At 64.0% G+C, this 21,247-nt stretch carries 20 protein-coding genes, 1 tRNA gene and 1 pseudogene; 2 read left to right on the top strand and 20 right to left on the bottom strand.

Features of this window, described 5'->3' with window-relative positions; translation table 11 throughout:
* The 17 genes and pseudogenes from QVE23_RS06250 to recJ all read right to left on the bottom strand — a co-directional run.
* Nucleotides 1-309: S1 RNA-binding domain-containing protein (locus QVE23_RS06250; protein WP_287967762.1), on the bottom strand; the 309-nt coding region annotated here is incomplete at its 3' end.
* A gap of 123 nt (nt 310-432) precedes the next feature.
* Entirely contained in the window at nt 433-732 is a 300-nt protein-coding gene (locus QVE23_RS06245) for an FtsB family cell division protein (RefSeq protein WP_021748472.1), read from the bottom strand.
* 256 nt (nt 733-988) lie between these two features.
* Nucleotides 989-1,138, bottom strand: a pseudogene (yabQ, locus tag QVE23_RS10930) (spore cortex biosynthesis protein YabQ); the annotation flags it as partial.
* 63 nt (nt 1,139-1,201) lie between these two features.
* Nucleotides 1,202-1,486 carry a YabP/YqfC family sporulation protein gene (locus QVE23_RS06235; RefSeq protein WP_021748470.1) on the bottom strand — a complete coding sequence of 95 codons (285 nt, stop codon included), beginning with the start codon at nt 1,484-1,486 and terminating at the stop codon, nt 1,202-1,204.
* Between the two features lie 58 nt (nt 1,487-1,544).
* Nucleotides 1,545-1,790, bottom strand: coding sequence for an RNA-binding S4 domain-containing protein (locus QVE23_RS06230; protein WP_025545076.1), 246 nt, complete (start codon nt 1,788-1,790; stop codon nt 1,545-1,547).
* 74 nt (nt 1,791-1,864) lie between these two features.
* On the bottom strand, nt 1,865-2,140 hold the full coding sequence (gene hbs / locus QVE23_RS06225) for a non-specific DNA-binding protein Hbs (protein ID WP_021748468.1): 276 nt from the start codon (nt 2,138-2,140) through the stop codon (nt 1,865-1,867).
* A 76-nt stretch (nt 2,141-2,216) separates the two neighbouring features.
* On the bottom strand, nt 2,217-3,023 hold the full coding sequence (mazG, locus tag QVE23_RS06220; protein WP_021748467.1) for a nucleoside triphosphate pyrophosphohydrolase: 807 nt from the start codon (nt 3,021-3,023) through the stop codon (nt 2,217-2,219).
* A gap of 102 nt (nt 3,024-3,125) precedes the next feature.
* On the bottom strand, nt 3,126-4,790 hold the full coding sequence (locus QVE23_RS06215; RefSeq protein ID WP_119310419.1) for a putative polysaccharide biosynthesis protein: 1,665 nt from the start codon (nt 4,788-4,790) through the stop codon (nt 3,126-3,128).
* An 82-nt stretch (nt 4,791-4,872) separates the two neighbouring features.
* Nucleotides 4,873-5,697 carry a purine-nucleoside phosphorylase gene (locus QVE23_RS06210; protein ID WP_287967761.1) on the bottom strand — a complete coding sequence of 275 codons (825 nt, stop codon included), beginning with the start codon at nt 5,695-5,697 and terminating at the stop codon, nt 4,873-4,875.
* A gap of 14 nt (nt 5,698-5,711) precedes the next feature.
* Entirely contained in the window at nt 5,712-6,104 is a 393-nt protein-coding gene (locus tag QVE23_RS06205) for a zinc ribbon domain-containing protein (protein WP_021748464.1), read from the bottom strand.
* A 48-nt stretch (nt 6,105-6,152) separates the two neighbouring features.
* Complete coding sequence (locus QVE23_RS06200) at nt 6,153-7,085, bottom strand: uridine kinase family protein (protein ID WP_025545074.1); 933 nt, start codon at nt 7,083-7,085, stop codon at nt 6,153-6,155.
* Between the two features lie 13 nt (nt 7,086-7,098).
* Entirely contained in the window at nt 7,099-8,568 is a 1,470-nt protein-coding gene (gene hemZ, locus QVE23_RS06195) for a coproporphyrinogen dehydrogenase HemZ (protein ID WP_287967759.1), read from the bottom strand.
* A 13-nt stretch (nt 8,569-8,581) separates the two neighbouring features.
* Nucleotides 8,582-9,193, bottom strand: coding sequence for an MBL fold metallo-hydrolase (locus tag QVE23_RS06190; RefSeq protein WP_025545575.1), 612 nt, complete (start codon nt 9,191-9,193; stop codon nt 8,582-8,584).
* Nucleotides 9,194-9,278: 85 nt separating this feature from the next.
* Nucleotides 9,279-9,722, bottom strand: a complete 444-nt coding sequence (locus tag QVE23_RS06185; RefSeq protein WP_273482159.1) for an ester cyclase — start codon at nt 9,720-9,722, stop codon at nt 9,279-9,281.
* Nucleotides 9,719-10,165 carry a D-aminoacyl-tRNA deacylase gene (dtd, locus tag QVE23_RS06180; RefSeq protein ID WP_021748459.1) on the bottom strand — a complete coding sequence of 149 codons (447 nt, stop codon included), beginning with the start codon at nt 10,163-10,165 and terminating at the stop codon, nt 9,719-9,721. The genes QVE23_RS06185 and dtd overlap by 4 nt, the downstream gene beginning before the upstream one ends.
* Nucleotides 10,166-11,349: 1,184 nt before the next feature.
* Entirely contained in the window at nt 11,350-13,563 is a 2,214-nt protein-coding gene (locus QVE23_RS06175) for a RelA/SpoT family protein (protein WP_036628787.1), read from the bottom strand.
* Nucleotides 13,560-15,659 carry a single-stranded-DNA-specific exonuclease RecJ gene (recJ, locus tag QVE23_RS06170; protein WP_021751353.1) on the bottom strand — a complete coding sequence of 700 codons (2,100 nt, stop codon included), beginning with the start codon at nt 15,657-15,659 and terminating at the stop codon, nt 13,560-13,562. Before recJ ends, QVE23_RS06175 begins: the two co-directional genes overlap by 4 nt.
* A gap of 218 nt (nt 15,660-15,877) precedes the next feature.
* Between recJ and QVE23_RS06165 the strand changes: the two genes are divergently transcribed.
* Nucleotides 15,878-17,431, top strand: a complete 1,554-nt coding sequence (locus tag QVE23_RS06165; protein WP_267288437.1) for an S-layer homology domain-containing protein — start codon at nt 15,878-15,880, stop codon at nt 17,429-17,431.
* A 69-nt stretch (nt 17,432-17,500) separates the two neighbouring features.
* Here QVE23_RS06165 and QVE23_RS06160 read toward each other — a convergent pair whose 3' ends face one another.
* The 3 genes from QVE23_RS06160 to QVE23_RS06150 all read right to left on the bottom strand — a co-directional run bounded on the left by QVE23_RS06160 (nt 17,501) and on the right by QVE23_RS06150 (nt 20,658).
* Nucleotides 17,501-17,911 (bottom strand): ATP-binding protein, encoded by a 411-nt coding sequence (locus tag QVE23_RS06160; RefSeq protein WP_021751350.1) that lies wholly within the window; start codon nt 17,909-17,911, stop codon nt 17,501-17,503.
* 160 nt (nt 17,912-18,071) lie between these two features.
* Nucleotides 18,072-19,406 (bottom strand): glucose-6-phosphate isomerase, encoded by a 1,335-nt coding sequence (locus QVE23_RS06155; protein WP_025545030.1) that lies wholly within the window; start codon nt 19,404-19,406, stop codon nt 18,072-18,074.
* Between the two features lie 130 nt (nt 19,407-19,536).
* The gene (locus tag QVE23_RS06150; RefSeq protein ID WP_025545029.1) at nt 19,537-20,658 is read right to left on the bottom strand and encodes a D-alanyl-D-alanine carboxypeptidase family protein; all 1,122 of its coding nucleotides are present in this window, start codon (nt 20,656-20,658) and stop codon (nt 19,537-19,539) included.
* Nucleotides 20,659-20,772: 114 nt separating this feature from the next.
* On the opposite strand from QVE23_RS06150, the gene QVE23_RS06145 reads away from it, so the two are divergent.
* A tRNA-Gly gene (locus QVE23_RS06145) sits at nt 20,773-20,846 on the top strand.
* Nucleotides 20,847-21,247 lie beyond the last annotated feature (401 nt).

Here is a 21,247-nt window from a genome sequence, read left to right as displayed (position 1 = left end):
GGCCTGGGCCACGGGACGGGACGCCCCCGCCGGGTGGCTGCCGCTGGGCCGGGGACTGCGGGCGGGCCGCTCCGGCCTGGGGAGCGTCCGCTTGATGGAGAGATTGACCTTTCCATTCTCCGTGGAGAGCACCAGGACCTTGACGGCCTGCCCCTCCTGCAGGTAGTCATGTACGTCGTTGACAAACGTGTTGGCGATCTCGGAGATGTGGACCAGGCCGGACTTCCCATTGTCCAGGGCCACGAACGCGCCGAATTTGGTGATGGAGGTCACCTTTCCTTCCAAAATGCTCCCTACCTGAAGCTCCATATAGTGTACTGTTTCTCCTTCCGGATGGTTTTCCCGCTCCCGTGGAAGCGGGTCGTATCAAAAAAGACCGGCTCCCGGCACAAGCGGGGGAGGCGCTCCGCCTCCCTCGTCGCCCGGCTCCGGTCAGTTGCCCACAGAAAACACACGCTGATTGGGGGAGATCAGCCCCAGCTCTTCCTGCGCGATCTCCTTCATCTTATCCTCGGTGGCGCCCTCGGCGATGTCCGCGGCCAGGGCGGCGTTTTCCTGCTCCTGGGCCTGGACCTGGGCCGTCAGGGCGTCCCGCTGGGCCTGGGCGTCCTGCACCTGGCTGTGGAGGCTGCGCAGCTGCAGTCCGATCGCCGCCAGAATCACCAGGATCAGAAGCTTGGTGAGGACGCTTCCTCTGGACCGCTTCTTTGGCTGCCGTCCTGCTCTTGCCATGCCGCCCGCCTCCTTTGTAAAGCCTTCTGCCGTGCTTGGTGTTTTTTATTGTATAACATTTGCGAATAAAATAAAAGAGATTTTTTCCCCATCTGCCAATTTTTTTACACAAATTTTCCGCTCCCCGCAGGGGAATGGCGGTCAGATGCAGCAAAAATGCCAGGGTATCCACCCAAAAATCCCACACCGGCCGCAAAAACGGGGAGAAGGCGGTGAAAAACAGCACACCGCCGCCCACCGCCCCCAGCAGCAGATACAGCCGCAGCTGCCCCTGCGCCCGGCGGAGCATGAAGAGGAAGACCGCCAAGCCCGCGGCCATGCAGTACAGGATGTCCAGCGCCGACGTCAGGCGGGGCAGCCGCAGGCGGAAGGCCCGCAGCAGGTCATACAGCAGCGCCGCAGCCATGCCCAGCAGGATCGCCTGACAGAAGAGCAGGAGCGGCTGGGAGAGAGCAGGGGCCATGGCGCCTCACCCGAACAGCCGGTGGAAAAGGCCCCCCCGCTCCTGACCGCCGTCCTCATAGGAGACGGAATCGATCCGGCCGTCCACATGGAGCTCGCCCCCGTCCAGGGACAGCTTGCCGATGTGCAGGTCCTCTCCGGTAATGACCAGCGTTCCCACGCTGGTGGACATGATGATGCCGGTCTCGTCGAACCGCTCCACGTCCTCCACTCCGGAGACCGTGAGCCGCTCCCGGCCGATCAGCTCCAGACGGTGGCCCGCCTGGGACATGGCGTTGTTGTAGTCGTTCATTCCGCGTCCCTCCCTGTCCCAACTATATGGGAGGGGCGGGGAGAATATGCGTCCGGCCTTACCGGCCGATCTCCCGGTACAGCGTGCCGGCGTCCGCCTGGCGCACCGTCTCCTGGACGTCCAGCACCTCCACCGTTACGATGCGCTGGCCGAAGCGCAGGGAAATCTGGTCCCCCACCTTCACGTCGTAGGAGGCCCGGGCAGGCTTGCCGTTGACGGTGACCAGGCCGTTGTCACAGGCCTCGTTGGCCACAGTCCGCCGCTTGATGAGGCGGGAGACTTTGAGATATTTATCCAAACGCATGGGCGGCTCCTTTCTCATGGGAAACGGGACTGCCGGCACCACAGCACCGGCAGTCCCGAAATCACAGGGTCAGATCACTTCGCCACGGCGTCCTTCAGGGCCTTGCCGGCCTTGAACACGGGCACTACGGAAGCGGGGATCTCAATGGACTCCTTGGTCTTGGGGTTGCGGCCCACGCGGGCGGCACGCTTCTTGACCTCGAAGGATCCAAAGCCCACCAGCTGCACCTTGTCGCCGTCTTTCAGGGCGGCAGTGATGGCGTCAAACGTGGCGGACACAACAGCCTCGGCCTCCTTCTTGGAAACGTCGGCAGAAGCGGCGACAGAATTGATGAGTTCAGCTTTGTTCATGGATGTTATCCTCCTATACAATGTGTGATGCGCTTGCTAGATGATTTATTCCTAACGCAGGCAGGCGCGCCCGCGATTAAGACGGATCGTGGGATTTTGCATCGTTCCAGAGGGCCAGCAGCTCCGCCTCACCGCACTCCGGCAGAGGCTTGTCCGCGGCCTCTTCCACCGCGCGGAAGCGGCGGTCAAACTTGTCGCAGGCCCGGTGGAGGGCGTCCTCCGGGTCCACGCCCGACATCTGGGCGATTTTGGCGGCCATAAACAGCGTGTCGCCCAGCTCCTCCCGGATGCCGTGGGGCGCGTCGGCGGCCTGACCGGCCTCCAGGGCGGCCCGGAGCTCACGGACCTCCTCTTCCAGCTTGTCCAGTGCCTGGAGAGAGCTTGTCCAGTCAAAGCCGGCCTTGGCGGTCTTGGACTGAATCTTTTCCGCCCGCCACAGGGCAGGCAGCGTGTGGGGCACGGCCTCCACCGCGTCCGCCGTGGACCGCTGGCCCTTCTCCCGGCGCTTCAGCACGTCCCAGTTGGCCAGGACCTGCTGGGAGGTATCCGCCTGCACGTCCCCAAAGACATGGGGATGGCGGTACACCAGCTTCCGGGCCACGCCGTCCACCACATTTGCCATGGTGAAGCGGCCCCGCTCCGCCTCGATTTGGGCATGGAAGGCCACCTGCATCAACACGTCGCCCAGCTCCTCGCACATGCCGCTGGCGTCGTCGTGGTCGATGGCGTCCAGAACCTCATAGGTCTCCTCCAGGAAGTTCCGGCGGATGGAGCTGTGGGTCTGCTCCCGGTCCCAGGGGCAGCCCCCGGGAGCCCGCAGCAGCCGCATGATCTCCAGAAAATCCTCGTAGCTGTAAAAATCCTTACGCTGAAACTCTACCATAAGATGCCTGCCTTTGCAAGAAAAATTCACGGGAAACCCCTGATTTTTCAAGGAATTTTAGCGGATCGCCCCCTTGGGAAGGGGGCGCGGCCGCCCGGTTTCTCATTTTAAGTGCAGAAGTTTAATAAGCTTTTCCCCGCGGGGAATGGACCGCACATCCTCCGCCCGCAGGATCCGCAGAGCGATCACCAGCACACCGTAGACGATCACGCCGGCCAGGATGCCCAGCAGGACACAGGCGGCGTTGGCCAGATATACAGACCAGAGCTGGATCTTATCCGGATCCGCAAACATCTGCTGTGCCAAGGCGAGGAAAGCCCCATCCAGCACCCGGCTGGCCAGGCCATAGACCGCCCAGGCCGCGCCGCCCATGAGCAGGGAAGCGGCCACGGGCTTTGCGAAAACTTCGAGATACCGTGGCTTCTGGGGCGAGTATTTCCACACGAAGAACAGATTCAGTACCACGATCACCAGATAGCAGCATAGCGTGGAGATGGGTGCGCCGTGGATGTTGATGTCCGGATTCCCCACCAGGAAATAGTTCATGATGATCTTGACGATGCCGCCGACGATCACGGTGAAGATGGGCAGCTTCTCCTTGCCGTAGGTCTGCAGGATAGCGTTGGTCAGGATCATCAGGCAGATGAAGATGAGGGCGATGCCCAGCACCTGAAGATGGGGGCCCGCCGCCAGGGCATCCTCCCGCTGGGCCGGCAGCACCAGGACCATGATGGGCGTGGAGAGGACACTGAGGCCGATGCCCGCCGGCAGGGCCAGAATGGCGATGATGCGGAAGGCGGAGGAGATGATCCGGTCCGCTCCGGCATGGTCCTGCCGGGCCAGAGCCGCCGCCGCGAATGGAATCAAGCTCATGGTCACCGGGTACACGAAGGAGGCCACCATGTTGGGCATATCCATGGCCATGCTGTACTGGCCGTTCAGGGCAGCGGCCGATTCCTCCGACAGCAGCAGGGCGTTCTGCAGCTGGCCCATGACGATCTTGGTGTCGATGATGTTCAGGATGCTCATTGCGGAGTTGCTGAGGGTGATGGGGATGCCAATGGCCAGGATCTGCCGGATCAGATGGCTGCTGCCGGAGGGGACATCCAGGGACTGTGTCCGATTCCGGTGCTTCGTCAAATATCCCACCAAAAACAGCATGGAGACCGCCGTGCCCGCCGTGACGCCCAGGATGGCCGCGGCGGCGCCCATCTCCAGGCTCATGCCGATGCGCAGTACATACCACGCCAGCGGCAGACCGATGGCCAGTTTCAAAAGCGCCTCCAGTACCTGGGAAACCGCCGTAGGCGTCATGTTGCCCTGGCCCTGGGTGTAGCCCCGCATGCAGGCCAGCAGGCACACGCAGAACACCGCCGGAGCCAGCGCCCGGATGGGCTGGGCCGCCAGGCTGTTCTCCAGAAACCCTGCCAAGCCCTCTGCCTGGAAGAACATAAACAGGGCGCCCACCGTGCCCAGGACGAAAAACAGCACGATGGCGGTGCGGAAGATCTTCCGCTTCTCGTTCTCCCGTCCCTGGGCATGGGCCTGGCTGGTCAGCTTGGAGATGGCCAGAGGCAGGCCCGCCGTGGAGAAGGTCAGCAGGAAATTGTAAATCTTATAGGCAGTGTCAAAATACGTCTTGCCGGGGCCGCCCAGGATGTTGTTCAGGGGGACTTTGTAGAAGAACCCGATAAATTTCACCACAACGACAGCTGCGGCCAGGATGGCGGCGCCGCCCAGGAAGGATTGCTTTTTTTGATTAGACATGAAGCGATTACCTCAAATTACAACAGAGAACTAGGGCGGCGGAATCTGCTGCCCCTATGAGCCTATGGCCTGCCGCTGCCGTTTATAACCGGGCCAGACACGCCTTTACCAGGGCAGAGAACCGGGGCCCCGCCGTGGCGGCGGCGGCAAGCACCTCGTCGGAGGAAAGAGGCTGGTCCAGCACCCCGGCCCCCATATTGGTGCAGAGCGTGAAGCCCAGCACATCCATACCGCAGTGGGCGGCCACAATGGCCTCCGGCACCGTGGACATGCCCACGGCGTCCGCGCCCAGCGCCCGGGCGGCACGGACCTCCGCCGGCGTTTCGTACTGGGGGCCGGGGAAGTACATATAGACGCCCTGGCGCAGGGGGATGGACAGCTCCTCCGCGGCCTCCCGGGCGGTGTCCTGGAGTCGGGGCGTGTACACATGGCTCATGTCCGGGAACCGGGGGCCGAACTCCTCCAGATTGGGGCCGCAAAGGGGGCTGACACCGAAGAGTTTGATGTGGTCGGTAATCAGCATGATGTCCCCGGCGGAGAAGGCGGTGTTCACCGCGCCGGCAGCGTTGGTGACTACCAGCGTTTCCGCCCCCAGCAGCCGCAGCACCCGGACGGGATAGCTGACATCCTCAAAGGACCAGCCCTCATAGGTGTGGAGGCGGCCCTGCATCACCGCCACGTCCTGACCCGCCAGGCGGCCGAACACGAACCGGCCCGCGTGGTCCGGGGCGGTGGATCGCTTCATGTGGGGCACATCCTCATAGGGGACGGCAATGGGGGACTCCACTTCGTTGCCCAAAGAGCCCAGGCCGGAGCCCAAGATCAGCAGGCACCGGGGGCGGAACGCCCCCAGGCGGTCTCTCAGCGCCTGGGCGCTCTCCTGATATTGTGCGAATGTATATTCCATCTTACGCTTCCTCCTTACAGCTTTTGGCCGCATTCCCGGCAGAATACGTCGCCGCTCCGGGCGGCCGCCCCGCAGAAGGGGCACACCGCGCCGCCCTGCAGCCGAGCGATCTCCCGCTCCAGCCGGTCGATCTGCTGGCGGAGCCCGTCGATCTCCTGAAGCTTTGCCAGCAGTACCTCGGACTCCGTGAGGGTGCCGGTGTGGGTGGCGTAGATCATCTCCCCCACCTCCCGCAGGGCGGTGCTCACCGCTCCCTTCAGGTCCATGATCCGGATATTCAGCTTGGCCACGGACAGGAGCTCCCCCGCCCGCTTTCCCATGCCGTAGGCGGCATCCGCCGCACTGCCGCCCACCTGGGAGGCAGTGCGCTGCACCGCGTCCAGCAGTTCCTGCAACCGCTCATTCATGGCTTGTATGACCTCCAAAGAAAGATTGGGGCAGAGGGGCAGCCCCGCTCAGCTGGGATAGATGCTGCCGCCGATGAACTCCCGCACCAGGGAGCTGGGGGCGATGTTGGACTCCTCCATGATCTCGATCCGCTCAAATCCCCGGAGGATGTCGTCCGCGATCTCGTACTTGCCCTGGGGCAGCGCCTCCAGCAGGGGGACCACGAAGGGCTTCAGCACCGCCACCTCATCCGGCAGGGAGGAGTCGAACATCAAGTCCGCATTCTCCTTATAGGGGGAGATATACAGCTTTTCCCCCCGGCGGACATTGGGCCACATCTTCAGGGTGAAGTTGGCGTCGCTGCCCCGGAACTTGTAGTCCCGGACGATCCGGCGGCACAGGCGCAGCCAGGGGTGCTGGAACACCACGGCGCCGTCCTCGTCCACCACATTGGACCGGGCCGCGATATACAGCTTGAAGGCCTTGGGATTCTTGCCCACGATCACGTCGTTCAGGGCGTGGATGCCCTCAAAGATAGCCAGCTCGTCGGGCCCCAGCTTCAGCGGCTGAGACAGGATGTCGGAGCGCATCTGTCGGGCGAACTCGTACTTGGGCACGTGGATGGTCTCCCCCCGGTCCAGCATGGAGAAGTGTCGGTTCAGCAGCTCGATGTCGAGGCAGAAGGGAGACTCGTAGTCGATGGCGCCCTCCCGGTTCCGGGGCGCCGTCTCCGGGTCGATGGTGTTGAAGTAGTTGTCCATGGAGATGGTGTGGGTCTGGATGCCCATTTTCTCCAGCTGCTCTTCGATCTTCAATGCCGTGGTGGTCTTGCCGGAACCGGAGGGGCCGGACAACAGGATGATGCGGGACTCCTTCCGGTGATCGGCAATCTTCTGGGCCGCCGTCTCCACTTTTTTGGCAAAGGCGGCGTCGCACGCCTCCGCAAAGCCCTTGGGGTCAGAGCGGACAGCGTCGTTGATCTCTTTCAGGGAATAGGCCATGGCGATGCTCCTTTCACAGTGCTTCATAAAAGGCGGCGAAGGCGGTCTGGTTGGCCTGCCACTTCTCCGGCCGCTGGATATACTCGGTGGGATATTTCACGTTGAACGCCCGCTGGATCTGGTTGGTGCCCGGCACCACCATCTTGGTGGACCCGGCGGCGCCGAAGGACAGGATGGAGCACAGCTCCGACATGATGTCCACGTTGTACCAGCACTCGCCGCCGCTGCGGCACCAGCCGATGTTCTCAAAGCTGCCGGACATGTACTTCTGCCGGTATAGGTAGTAGGGACGGTATCCGGCGGTCCGGAGGGTGGGAGAGGCGTAATCCAGCATCTCGGCCACCGTCTCCGCGCCGGGGATCCGCAGTCCCTCCGTCAGGATGCGGCTGCCCTTTTTCAGCGCCAGGGTGTGGACGGTGATATCGTCGGGGCCGTAGGTCAGGCACCGGTCCAGGGACTGGCGGAGGCCCTCCGCCGTATCCTCCGGGAGTCCGGCGATCAGGTCCATGTTCACGTGGGGGAAGCCGCACCGGGCCACCAGCTCCATGGCGCGGTCGATGTCCGCAGCCGTGTGGCACCGGCCGATGGCCCGCAGCACGTTCTCTTCAAAGGTCTGGGGGTTCACCGAGACCCGGGTGACCCCGTGGGTGCGGAGCACCGCCAGCTTTTCCGCCGTGATGGTGTCCGGCCGGCCCGCCTCCACAGTGATCTCCTCACAGGCGGTACGGTCGAAGGAGGTCTCGAAAGCGGTGAGGACCCGGTCCATCTGCTCCGCCGTCAGGGTGGTGGGGGTGCCGCCGCCCATGTAGAAGGTCCGCACCCGCAGTCCCGCCCGGCGAACCATCTCGCCGCCGGCGGAGATCTCCCCACACAGGGCGTCCACATAAGGGGGCACCAGGGCAAAGCTCCGCTCCACCGACTGGCTGACAAAGGAGCAATAGGCGCACCGGGTTGGGCAGAAGGGAATGCCCACGTACACGTCAATGTCCCGCTTCTCCAGCCGCCGGGCGGCCTTGGCCGCGGTGGCGCCGGTCTCCAGGGCCAGGGCGGCCCGGGAGGGGGTGACGAAATAGTGCTCCTCCAAATACGCCCGGGCCTCTTCCGGGGACTTCCCGTCCTCCAGGGCCCAGGTCACCGGCTTGTCGGGCCGGACGCCGGTGAGCATTCCCCAGGGGGGCGTCACGCCGGTGACCGCCCGGGCCGCCAGGAAGAAGCAGGCGCCGACGGCGTGGCGGCGGAGGCCCTCCCGCTGGAAATCGCCGCCGGAGAGGGGCTCCTGATAGGTCTGCTCGGTGGTCTTGCCGCCCCGGCAGAGGGAGACCGCCACCCGGCAGAGGTCCCCCGTCTCCTCCAGCGAGATCACGGCCCAGCTGTCATCGCCTGGGGTGATCGGCTCGTAGACAGGCAGTTCCCCGGGGAACAGATTCATCAGGCTCTGCTCCACCACATACCGCTCGTCATGGCCGCGGAAAACCAGTTTCATGGGCGCGCCCTCCTCACTGCATGGCCTGGAGCAGATAGGGGTTCCAGCGCCGCTCCCGGTCCAGGGTGGATGCCTCCATGTGGCCGGGCAGGACCCGGAGGTCTCCCTCCAGCTGCCCCAGCCGCCGCAGAGAGGCCATCATCTTCTCCATGGACCCGCCGGGGAAGTCCGTCCGGCCGCAGGAGCCCGCAAAGAGCGTATCCCCGCAGAAGAGGGCGTCTTGGCACCGGAGGGTGACAGACCCCTCGCTGTGGCCGGGGGTGGCCAGAACGGTCACCGTCAGGCCGCCCACAGCCACCGTGTCCCCCTCGTCGTAGTCCCGCACGTCCCCGCTGAGGAGCGGGAACAGCTGCTGGGTGCAGGCATCGGCGTACACATCCCGGCGATTCAGATACACCGGGGTCTCCGGCCATTTGGCCTGGAGCTCTCCCACAGCGCCGGTGTGGTCGTAGTGGCCGTGGGTCAGCAGGATGGCGCAGGGCACACAGCCGGTTTCCGCCACTGCGGCGGCGATCCGCGCCCCATCCCCGCCGGGATCAATGACGGCGCAGGTCTTGGCATCCTCGTCGCAGAGGAGATAGCAGTTGGTGCCGATGGGGCCCACCTGCAAGCACTTGATCTTCATGGGAGACCTCCCTTGCCAAATGAAAATATCAGAGGCAGGCGGCGGAAATCCCGCCCGCCCATGTGTGGAATGGACAAATGCCCTGTCACTCCGCAGGGCGGATCATGCCCGCGTCCCACAGGGTCTCAAAGGTATTCACAGCGCCGCCGTGCTCCACGATCTTTCCGCCCTCCACCCGGTCGATGTTCACGCCGGTGAAGATCAGGCGTTTTCCCGTGGGGACTGTTCCGGGCCAAGGGCCCAGGTGGGTCCCCTCCATAACACACTCGGAGACGACATACGGCGCGGCCCAGTGCTGGCGGAGGATGCGGACCGTGTAATCCGGATACGTCTCCCGCAGAGCCGCCAGATGCCGCACCATGCCGCCGGGACCCAGGGGAGTGGTCCACTCCCCCTGGCGGAGCACGCAGCCCTCCCCGACGAAGCGGGGCAGGTCCTCCAGACGGTGCTGGGAGACCACGGTCTCATAGAACGTCCGCACCAGCTCCGGCGGCGCCATTTCGCCGCCGCCCTGCGCCGCTTCCCTCATAAGGGCCGCTCTGTGTCGAAGAGGATGGTGACGGGGCCGTCGTTCCGGGAGTCCACCTGCATATCAGCGCCGAACTCCCCATGCTGAACGTCGAAGCCCCGCTCCCTGCAGTGAGCCATGAATCGCTCATACAGGGGGATGGCCGCGTCCGGCTTGGCGGCGCCGGTAAAGCCGGGGCGGCGGGAGGAGGTGTCCGCGTACAGGGTGAACTGGGACACCACCAGCAGGGCACCGCCTGTCTGCTCCAGATTCAGATTCATTTTGCCGTTTTCATCCTCAAAGACCCGCAGGTTGCAGATTTTCTCCGCCAGGCGGTCGGCGGTCTCCTCGGTGTCGTTGGGTCCCACGCCCAGCAGCACCAGGAAGCCACGGCCGATCCGGCCGTTGACGTTCCCGGCAATGGTTACGGAGGCACCAGCCACCCGTGTCACAACTGCACGCATACAATGGATTCCTTTCTATGGTTCACTCAAAATGGAAGGCTTCTATTTCTGCGGGGAATATCAGCCATGCTGACGGCCGTGCAGATGCGCCCCCATTCTCTTTTTGTCAGCGCCAAAAAGAGAACGCGCCGCGCCCGGTATAAGAGAAAAAGGCGCTTTGGCCGCAACTTTACACATGCGTGCAAAGTTGCTGTACGGGGGGCGGCGCGAGAGGGTGCCTGCGTGTTTGCGAGGGTCCCCCGACGGGCGCGGCGGGGTGCGGTGCAGACTTAGCGGCGGATTCCCGCGGCGTAGTGCGTCTTGGATTGGAGGACACGGGCGCATTTGAACCGCTCCTCTTTTCCTGTCTCGCGCTGCGGCGCTCCCCGTATTTCCGTCACCAGTGTTCCACTGGCTCCTCCTTCCGCGCGTTCCGCTTGCCCGCAGGGAGCACGCCGCATCCGTAAGACGGCAGAGCCACCAACAGCTGCGCAGTCGCTACGCGCTGCCTGGGCGGTTGTGGCGGCTTGTGCTGGCGGGCGGACAAGGGCGTCCGCCCCTACCGGGCTTGTGGCCTTCGTCACCCTCGCAAGGGCCGACACGCAGGTCGGCCCCCACAAAATGCGCAAGGCCGACGGTATCTCCGTAGGGGCCGATGCCTTTATCGGCCCGCTACGCCAGTTCCCCCGAGGGGCAGCCAGCGGCAGCGAAAAGAGAAGCAATTCCATGCGATAACCACCCCGACAAGGTTGGTACTCCCGCCACGGGACGGCAGTTGGGAAAATCGCAGAAGGCCCAAGCGTGCCCGAAGGCGGGCCAAAATCGGCGCTTGCACCGATACGTCGACCTCCGTCAGCGCGGAGGGCCACTGCACCGCAGCGCGCCACACACTTTTCTCTTTGGACCGTGCACGGCCCGTTTCTCTTTTGGCAAGACCGAAAGGGGCCCCCGCCGCGCCCCGCGCGGTGGGGAGAGGAGGCGCAAGGGAGCGGGCGCAGTTTTCGCCGCAGGCGGAAACGGAGCTGAGCGGACTTTGCGACGACGACAATGGGGGGCGCATCCCCCGTGGAAGCGGCCCCCTGCGGGAGCAGAATCCCCCGTGGCCGCCGTTCGGCGGCCCAAATCATCTCCGGGCGGTTGATCGCCGCCCCTACATCCCCCCGGAAGCTCTTCCGCCATCGAATCACCCCCGGCGGAAGCCTCTCTCACCCCGCCGGTCGGTTGACCTTCAGCACCCCGGAGATCTGGTTCAGCTTGTTCATGACGGACTTCAGCTGGGCGCCGTCCTTCACCCGGATCTCCAGCCGGAAGATGGCAAACTGGTCCTCTGTACTGCGGGAGTTGATGCCCAGCACAAAGGTATTCGTCGTGGAGAGGGCAGCGGAGATGTCCAGCAGCAGGCCCTGCCGGTCCTTGCACACCACCTCCAAAATCGTGGGATAGCTGTCGTTGGTGTCGCCGCCCCAGGAGACCTTGATCCAGCGCCCCTCCTGCCCCGGCTGGGATCGCTTCTCCTCCGAGGCGTTGGGACAGTCGCACCGGTGGACGGACACGCCGTACCCCCGGGTGATAAAGCCGATGATGTCGTCCCCCGGCACCGGGGTGCAGCACTTGGAGAACTTCACCAGGCAGTTATCCAGGCCCTCCACGATGATGCCCTGCTCGCTCTTCACCCGCTTGGGAGCGGAGGGCTGTTTGGCAGGCTCCGCCGGTTTGGCCTCCGCCAGCTCCTCGGCGGCCTTTTCCGCCTGGTGGAGCTTCGCCACCCGGTTCAGCTCCCCCTGGATCCGGCTCACTGCCTTCTGGGCGGTGAAGCCGCCGTAGCCGATGGCGGCGTACATGTCGTCCAGAGAGCCGTAGGACACCCGCTTCAACAGCACCGGCAGCATCTCCGGCGAGAGAACGTCCTTCATGGAGATGCCGCAGTGCTTCAGCTCCGCCTCGAAGGCGGCACGGCCGTTTGCGATGTTCTCCTCTTTCTTCTCCTTCTTGAACCACTGGCGAATCTTGCTGCGGGCCTCGCTGCTTCTGGCAATCTTCATCCAGTCCCGGCTGGGACCCTTGGCGTTCTTGGAGGTGAGGATCTCCACGATGTCGCCGTTTTTCAGCACATGGTCCAGCGTGACGATCCGGCCGTTCACCTTGGCGCCCACCATCCGGTTGCCCACGGCGGAGTGGATGGCGTAGGCAAAGTCGATGGGCGTGGCGCCGGCGGGCAGGTTCTGCACGTCGCCGCCCGGTGTGAAGACGAACACCTCATCGGAGAACATATCGATCTTCAGAGAGTGGATATAGTCCTCTGCGTCCGCGCCCTCCTGGTTTTCCAGCAAACGGCGGACCCACTCGTAGCGCCCTTCGGTGCCGGCGCCCTGGCCGTTCTGCTTGTATTTCCAGTGGGCGGCCACGCCGTACTCGGCGATCTCGTGCATCTCCTTGGTGCGGATCTGCACCTCGAAGGGCAGGCCGTCCGCGCCGATGACCGTGGTGTGGAGGGACTGATATCCGTTGGGCTTTGGAGTGCCGATATAGTCCTTGAAGCGGCCCAGAATGGGCTTGTAGAGATCATGGATGACACCCAAAACGTTGTAGCAGTCCCCCACCGTGTTCACGATCACCCGGAAGGCGAACAGGTCGAAGATCTCGTCCAGGCTCTTGTTCTGGTTGAACATCTTCCGGTAGATGGAGTAGGGATGCTTCATCCGGCCGTAGACGATGTGATCGATGTCCAGCTCCTTCAGCCGGTCGTCGATCTGGATCTGGATGCGGCGCATGAAGTCCTCGTACTCCTGGTGCTTGGCCTCCAGCTTGGAGACGATTTCCTCGTAGCCAATGGGGTCCAGATATTTTAAGGACAGGTCCTCCAGCTCCCACTTGATGCGCTGCATACCCAGCCGGTGGGCGATGGGGGCGTAGATCTCCATAGTCTCCAGAGACTTCTGCTTCTGCTTGGCGGGAGACTGGTACTCCATGGTCCGCATGTTGTGGAGCCGGTCGGAGATCTTGATGAGGATCACCCGGATGTCCTTGCTCATGGCGATGAGCATCTTCCGCAGGTTCTCCATCTGCTCGTCTTCCTTGGTGGCGTACTGGATGCGGGTCAGCTTGCTGACGCCTTCCACCAGGTCGGCGATGGTGGGTGAAAAGAGTTTGGATACCTGTTCGTGGGTGGCGGCGGTGTCCTCGATGACGTCGTGGAGCAGGGCGGCCTCGATGGACTCGCTGTCCAGCCGCAGCTCCTCCGCCACAATCTGCGCCACCGCCAGGGGATGGATGATATAGGGCTCCCCGCTCTTGCGCTTCTGGTCCTTGTGGGCCTCTGCCGCAAATTCAAAGGCCGCCCGGATGTGCTGGAAGTCTGCCGCAGGATTGTAGCCCCGGACAGTCTTTTCCAGGTTCTCATACTGTTCCTGAATGGTCATGACACAACACCTCCACTCTTGCCGGCGGCGTCCTCCCGCAGGCGGGACAGATAGGGGCAGGCGAAGAGATCCACCTTCCCCTGGATGGGATTCAGCGAAAGCGTCACCTGGTCCCCCTGGACGGACAGGGCGATCAGGCCCCGCTCCTGGAACACGGCCAGGGCCAGGCCGGCCCGGAGGAAGCTCTCACACCCGCCGGAGAGTGCCGACAGCCGCCGCAGAAAGGGCAGCATCTCCTCCTCCGCCTTTCCCCGGCGGAGCTGCCGCTCCAGCACGGTCCAAAAGGCGGCGAACTGGCTGCGGGACGCCTGGAGCCGGGCCCGCTCCTGCCCGGTGAGGCCCTCTCCCGCCACGAGGCGGTGGAGCAGGTCCAGGTCCGCCGCCTCATGGCGGCTGGGGGTCAGAGAGGGGCGGATGTCGATGAGCTGCAGCTGCAGGGTGGTATTGCCCCGGAAGGTATTGGCCTGGAGATAAAAGGCCGCGTCCACCCGCATGCCCGCCGCCACGCCGCACGTCTCCTCCGTCATGGAGAAGAAGATGGCGTCAAACCGGCACGTGCCCTTGGAGAGGCGGAGCTTCAGGTGCTTCCCCTGGCCCACGGGCTGCAGGACGTCCACCGTGGCGCCCAGCAGGGCGAACACCGGCCGGGGATTACCCGCGCCATAGGGCTCCAGCTGGTCCAGCTGCTCCACCTCCGCCAGCGTCACCTCGCCGGGGCAGGAGATGGGCGCGTCCACGTCCAGGCAGGATACCGCCCGTTCCCCGCCGGAGGCGGAGCGGACATACCGGTTCATCCGGGCCCGGAAGGCGTCGATGTTCTCCTCGGAGATGGTAAAGCCCGCCGCCAACTCGTGGCCGCCGAAGCCCTCCAGCAGGTCGGCGCAGGACTCCAGCGCGGAAAACAGGTTGAACCCGCCGTAGGACCGGCAGGAACCCTTGCCCACGCCGTCTTTTAGATGAATCATGAAGCTTGGGCAGGCGTACTTCTCGCTGAGGCGGGAGGCCACAATCCCCACCACGCCCTGGTGCCAGTCCTCGCTGGAGAGGACCAGGGCGCTGCGGTCCTCGGCCCGGAGGCGCTCGATCTTCTCGGTGGCGTCGGCGCAGATGGCCTGCTCTACCGCCTGCCGCTCCCGGTTTAGGTCACACAGAGCCTTTGCCAGCTCCTCGGCCCGGGCGGGGTCATCGGTCTCCAGCAGGTCCGCGGCCAGATCCGCCGCACCCATGCGGCCAGCGGCGTTGATCCTGGGGGCCAGCACAAAGCCGATCTGGACAGAGGTGATGGGCTTGCCCAGAAGCCCCGCCTCCTTCAGCAGGGCGTGGACGCCCACGAAGTCCGTGTGGGGCAGGGCCTCCAGCCCGCAGAAGGCGATGGTGCGGTTCTCCCCCTCCATCCGCATCACGTCGGCAATGGTGCCAATGGCCGCCAGGGTGCAGTATCGGGCGAACAGGGCATCCTCCCGGCTCTCGCCCCCCAGGGCCAGCACCAGCTTCAGCGCCACACCCACTCCCGCCAGATGCTTGAAGGGATAGGGGCAGTCGCTGCGGTGGGGGTCCACCACTGCCAGCGCCCGCGGCAGCTCCTCCTTGCACTCATGATGGTCGGTGATGACCACATCCAGCCCGATGGAGGCAGCGAAGTCCACCTCCTCGTTGCCGGTGATGCCGCAGTCCACGGTGATCATCAGCGTGGCGCCCTGGTCCCGCAGGCCTTGGATGGCCTCCTTGGACAGGCCATAGCCCTCCTCGATCCGGCGGGGGATATGCCGCAGGCAGCGGACGCCGCAGCTTTTGAGATAGTCCATCAGCAGAACCGTGGAAGTGATGCCGTCCACGTCGTAGTCGCCGAACACGGCGATGGTCTCCCCCTGGCTGATCGCCCGCTGGATGCGGGCGACGGCTTTGTCCATATCCCGCATCAGCATGGGGGACATGCTGAGGCTCCTGTCCCGCTCCAGCGCCTCGGCCGCCGCCTCGGCAGTGGTGACACCCCGGGCCGCCAGGACCGTGGAGAGGAGATAGGGGTATCCGGCACTCCGCAGGAGGGCAACGTCCCGCTCAGCCGGGGTCCCGATGTTCCATTTTTTGAATCTCATGGCACGTTCCCTCCCTTTCAAAGGTAATAAAAAGCCATCATAACTAAATTATTATAGCAGGCAAGGGGTGAAACGTAAAGGTTTTTCTGCGTTCCGACACCGTTCGTTTGACGGCGGCGGCAGATTCTGGTACAATGGCATACCGACAGAGGGCGAATCCGGGCATCTCTGCCAGAATCTGAAAGAAATCTGACGCTAAAGGAGCGAAGAATGACAACATGAAAAGACGACTGCAATGGTTCTGTTCCTGCGCGCTGCTCTGCGCCCTGCTGGTGACAGCGGCGCTGCCGGCGCCCGCGGCAGCGGCCTCCACCGGCTTTTCCGACGTGCCGGAGAGCCACTGGGCGGCGGACTCCATCCGTCGGGCCGTGGACCTGGGCCTGTTCCAGGGGCAGACGCCCACCCGCTTCGGCTTGGGGGCTCCCATGACCCGGGGGGCCTTTGTGGTGGCCCTGTGCCGCCTGTTCGGCTGGGAGATGGTAACACCGGAGGCCGGGTCCTATACGGACAACCAGGACAAGAGTGCCTGGTATTACAGCGCGGTGGAGACCGCCTATGCCAACGGGGCCATCACCCGGCAGACGGATACGTTCCGCCCCCGGGAGCCCATCACCCGGGAGGAGCTGGCGGTCATGCTGGTGCGGGCTATGGGCTACGGCACCATCGCCGGTTTGGCCCAGGACCTGCCCATGCCCTTCCGAGATGTGACCACCAACGTGGGCTATATCGCCATGGCCCATGAGCTGGGGCTGGTGAACGGCACTGCGGCCACCACCTTCTCCCCGGATCAGACTGCCACCCGGGAGCAGGCGGCGGTCATGCTGATCCGGCTGTATGACAGCTATCACGCCGCGGCCCCGGAGAAAACCGGCATCGCCTATTCCGCGGAGGGTCTGACAGACCTGACCGGCTATGGCGCCGTGGCGGTGGGCGGCGCCCGGCTGATCTACGCCGGGGAGTCCCGGCTCGCCGGTACCCCCGATGCAGAGACCGCAGCCGCCCTGCAGGAGACCATCACCGCCGCCGGTGCCGTGCCGCTGCTGCATGTGGGCGGGAGCGCCTCGGCACTGAAGGATGACCCCAGCCACACCGCAGAGGTGCTGGCGGCCGCGGTGGAGAGCGGCGGTTATGAGGGGCTGTTTCTGGACCTGGCGGAGCTCTCTTCCGCCCAGAAGAAGGATTTCACCGCGCTGGCGGAGGCGCTGCGGGCCGAACTGGGAGAGGACCGGCTGCTCTATTTGATGGTGGAGGCGCCCGTCTGGCAGGGAGCCGCGTACAACGGCTATGACTATGCCGCCCTGAGTGAGCCGGCCGACAAGCTGGTGGTACGGGTGGCGGACTATGGCGACGTGTCCGAGGACTTCCCCATCGCCCCCCTGGCGCCGCTGGAGGAGGTCTACTACGCCCTGGCCGAACTGGCGGACCAGGTGGATTCCGACTGTCTCAGCCTGCTGCTGACCACCACGGGCTCCGCCTGGACGGATGGGCGGCACACCGGCCAGGCCTCCGCCGCCGAGATCGAGCAGCTGCTGTCCGCCTCCCAGACGAAAGATTACTACTCCGACCGCTACGCCTGCGCCTATCTCACCTCCGGCAGCGGGGACACCGCGGTGTGGTATCTCAACGGCGAGGCCGCCCTGGAGCGGGCCCGGATGGCTGCTTTCTTCGGCGTGGACCAGCTGTGCCTCAGCGACCTGTCCTCTGTGGCGGACTATGACAATTACAATCTGCTGGAGGGGCTGGACGCCGGATCCTCCCAGGTGCAAATCTGAAACCTGAAAATCGCCGCCTCTGCCAGTTGGCAGAGGCGGCGTCTGTGTATATGGGAAAGCGCAGCAGCCTTACAGGAACTTCTGCATCCCGTCGGTAGCCAGGGAGAGGTCGGCGCTGATGGTGACGGTGAACTTGATGTTGTTCTTCTCGCCAAAGGCGTCCAGCCAGTTCAGGAAATTCTCGGTGTCCTTGTCCACTTCCCGGCCGATGGTCTTGCACAGGTTGTCGATGAACACATGGGAGATATCATAGTTGCCCGCATACAGGCCGCTGATGAAGCCCCGGAAGAGCTCGTAGCTGTCCAGATTGTACTCCTGGGCGTCGATCAGGCGGATGTGGTAGTGGATATCGTATGTCATGGTGCGGTTAGCCTCGATGCAAACCACGTTGCCGGGCTCGTCCTTCGCCGCGTTGTTGATCAGTTCAATGAGCTGCTTGGTCTTGCCGGAGCCCTTCACGCCCATAATCAGTCTGACCATAGTAATCACTCCTGTCAATTAAAGTCGCTGGGGGAAATTCGGTATGTTAAGCATACCACAAGATCGCGTGAAAAACAATGGAGAAATGAAGATTCAAACTTTGTTCATAATGGAGATTGACAGTGGGCGGCAGGACGGGTGCCGCCCAATCCGAGGCTGGTCACCCCTCCAGCTTGCTCTCCAGCTGCGCCCGCCGGTCCTCATAGCCCGGCTTGCCAAGCAGGGCGAACATATTCTTCTTGTAGGCCTCCACCCCCGGCTGGTCGAAGGGATTCACGTCCAGCAGATAGCCGGAGAGGCCGCAGGCGTACTCGAAAAAGTAGATCAGCTGCCCCAGGTCTGCCGGCGTCCTGCCGGAGGTCTCCACGATCAGGTTGGGCACGCCGCCCTCCGTGTGGGCCAGCAGGGTGCCCTCCATGGCCCGGTCCCGGATGAAGTCCAGGGACTTGCCCGCCAGGAAGTTCAGCCCGTCGCCGTCCGCCTCGTCCGCCGGGACTGTCAGCTGTCGGTCGGAGGGACCCAGGCGCACCACGGTCTCAAACATCAGGCGCTTGCCCTCCTGGATGTACTGGCCCATGGAGTGGAGGTCCGCGGTGAACTCCACGCTGGCGGGGAAGAGGCCCTTGCCCTCCTTGCCCTCGCTCTCACCGAAGAGCTGCTTCCACCACTCCGCCATGAACCGGAACGCCGGGTCATAGCAGGCCAAGAGCTCAATGGACCGGCCCGCCCGGTACAGCTCGTACCGGATGGCGGCGTACCGCCAGGCAGGGCACCGGAAGGAAGCCTCGGTGCAGGTCTCCATCATCTCCGCCGCTCCCTGCATCAGGGCGGTGATATCCACCCCGGCCACGGCAATGGGCAGCAGGCCCACGGCGGTCAACACGCTGTATCGGCCGCCCACGTCGTCGGGGACCACGAAGGTCTCCCATCCCTCGCTGTCCGCCAGGGACTTCAGGGCGCCCCGGGCCTTGTCCGTGGTGGCGTAGATCCGCTCCCGGGCACCCTCCCGGCCGTACTTCTTCTCCAAGGCCGCCCGGAAGAAGCGGAAGGCCACGGCGGGTTCGGTGGTGGTGCCCGACTTGGAGATCACGTTGACGGAGAAATCCACGTCCGCCACCAGGTCCAGCACCTCCCCCATGGCGTCGGAGGAAAGGCCGTTGCCCACAAAGTAGATGTTGGGCGTATCCTTGCGCTTCAGGTTGTAATTGGGAGAGCGCAGGCAGTCGATGACACCCCGGGCGCCTAAGTACGAGCCGCCGATCCCGATGACCACCAGGGCCTGGGAGTTGGCCCGGATCCGGGACGCGGCCGCCTGGATGCGGGCGAACTCCTCCCGGTCATAGTCCCGGGGCAGATGGACCCAGCCGGTGAACTCTCCGCCGGCACCGCTGCCGCTCTGGAGCTTCTCATGGGCCCGCTTCAGCCGCGGCGCCAGGACCTCCTCATAGGGCAGGGGCAGAAAAGACTGTAATTGGAACGATTTGACATCCAGCATCATGACCGGCCTCTCTTTCGTAAAGCTGCGCGGGTTTGTTGCTTTATTATACCATGCTCCGAAACGGGACACAAGGGAAAGCGGTCGCAATCCGCCGGGATTTCAGGGGGTGCAGCGCCCCCCGCCGCCGTCAGCCGCAGAGGAAGGCCGTCCGCAGCATCTGGACCAGCATCTGGCCGAAGGTGACCCGTGGGATCTCCTCTCCTGCCAGGATGGGCAGCTCCGCCACGACCTCTTCCCCGGAGGTGATGGTGAGGGTCCCCAGTTGACTGCCCGCCGCCACCGGCGCCTCCACAGAGTCCGCCAGGGTGACCAGCTGCTGCAGGCTGCCCGCCTTGGCCTTTTCCAGCAGGAGGTGCGTGTTCTCCCCCAGCACCGGCTGCACTGTGGCCTGGGTCCCCAGGGACACGGGCACCGGCGGCAGGGCGGACTCCGGCACCACATTCTCCAGCGTGTAGGTGGAAAAGCCGTAGTTCAGCAGATTGGTGGCATCCTCAAACCGCTGGGTGGAGGTGGGCGCCTTCATGATGACGGCGATCAGCTCCATGCCGTCCCGCTCGGCCGTACCAGAGAGGCAGTACAGCGCACTGTCTGTTGAGCCGGTCTTCAGGCCGGTGGCTCCCTGGTAGAAGCGGATCAGGCGGTTGGTGTTCACCAGGGAGGAGGCCCCGTCCCGCAGGGAATCCATCCAGATGGTGGTGTACTGGCGGATGTCCGGGTGGTTTCGGATCAGTTCCCGGCTCATAAGGGCGATGTCGTATGCGGAGGTGACATGCCCCTCCGCCGGCAGGCCGGTGGCATTACAGAAGTGGGTATCGGCCATGCCCAACTCCGCGGCCCGCTGGTTCATTCGCTCCACAAAGGCCTCCTCGCTGCCGGCCACCGTCTCCGCCAGCGCCACGGCGCAGTCGTTGGCAGAGACAACGCACACCGCCTTCAGCATATCGCTGACCGTCATCTGCTCATTCTCCTTCAGCCAGATCTGGCTGCCGCCCATGGAGCAGGCGTGGGCCGACGCGGTGACCACGTCGTCATAGTGGAGCTGTCCGGCGTCGATGGCCTCCATGGTCAGCAGCAGCGTCATGACCTTGGTGACGCTGGCGGGCTCCAGCTTGGCATGTTCGTCCTTGGCGAAGAGGACGGTGCCCGTCTCCTTTTCCATCAGCAGAGCCGAGGGCGCGGATACTTCCAGCGCCTGGGCACTGCTCCCCAGCGCCAGCAGGGCGCACAGCAGCACGACGAGTTTTTTCATGGTGATCCCCCTTTGCTTCGATGGTAGAATCTATGTCCGCGAAAAGGCGTTCATGCCGGAGAAGATTTGGGGGTTGCAAAATATGAAGCGGTCTGGTATAATAACAACTCAGATGCGGCTGTAGTTCATCGGTAGAACGGCAGCTTCCCAAGCTGCATAGGTGGGTTCGACTCCCATCAGCCGCTCCAAAAGAAAATGCGACTTGTTTCGACAAGTCGCATTTTCTTTTGGGTTTCGCTCCCGTTGGTCGCTCCACCCTTCAGTGATTGAAATGCTCGGGCGAAGTGAATTCGCCCTGCGCCAAGGTTTTGCCTGTGGTAAAACGCTTGTACGGCGCAAAGGCGCCGCCGGCCAGAAGGCCGGTTGGATGCTTCTCAAGAAAAATTGCAAACGACCTGAGAGGATTTGGATTGTTACCCCTTGCCAAAAAGAAGGGCATGACCTATGGTCATGCCCTTCTTTTTGGGGCCCGCCGCCCAGAGTGCGGCTTCCCCCCTTCGGCCTTTGAATGCTTGGGGGCGGCAAAGCCGCTCCTGCACAATTCCCGGCCTGCGGTCGGGAATTTACGCGCCACTCATCGCGCACTCAT

Origin of the sequence: Oscillibacter sp. KLE 1728, from assembly GCF_934833455.1 — a bacterium.
In the GTDB taxonomy this organism is placed as follows: Bacteria; Bacillota; Clostridia; order Oscillospirales; family Oscillospiraceae; genus Oscillibacter; species Oscillibacter welbionis.
Note: the sequence above shows the minus strand (reverse complement) of the source record. Positions and strands in the feature narration are given on the sequence as shown.